The organism is Leucobacter sp. 1207-22, from assembly GCF_052850455.1.
The window spans coordinates 1-290 of the sequence record NZ_VXCR01000012.1; the positions used below are offsets into that span (position 1 = coordinate 1).

Genomic DNA, 290 nt, shown 5'->3' on the forward strand with positions numbered 1-290 from the left:
CAGCAGCCTCAGCGTTCGCACCAGCTGCAGCATCTGCGTCAGCGGTAACGTCAGCCTCAGCCTCAGCATTTGCATCAGCATTCGCATTTGCATTTGCATTTGCAGAAGTTGCAGCATCAGCATCAGTCATCGCGCTTGCAGAGGTATCTGCTGCAGCAGCGGCATTCGCGTCTGCGGCAGCATTTACCGATGCGTTAGTCGATGAGTCAGCATTTGCACTCGCCTGCGATGCAACCGATGCGTTCGCGTTCGCAGCTGCCGAAGCAGCAGCATTTGCGTCCGAATCAGCG

The 290-nt window shown here is 56.6% G+C and carries 1 protein-coding gene; it reads right to left on the bottom strand.

Annotation, left to right across the window (positions count from 1 at the left end; all coding sequences use genetic code 11):
• A partial coding sequence (locus tag FW756_RS11730) for a hypothetical protein (RefSeq protein WP_446430339.1) occupies nucleotides 1–290 on the bottom strand: 290 nt, incomplete at both ends.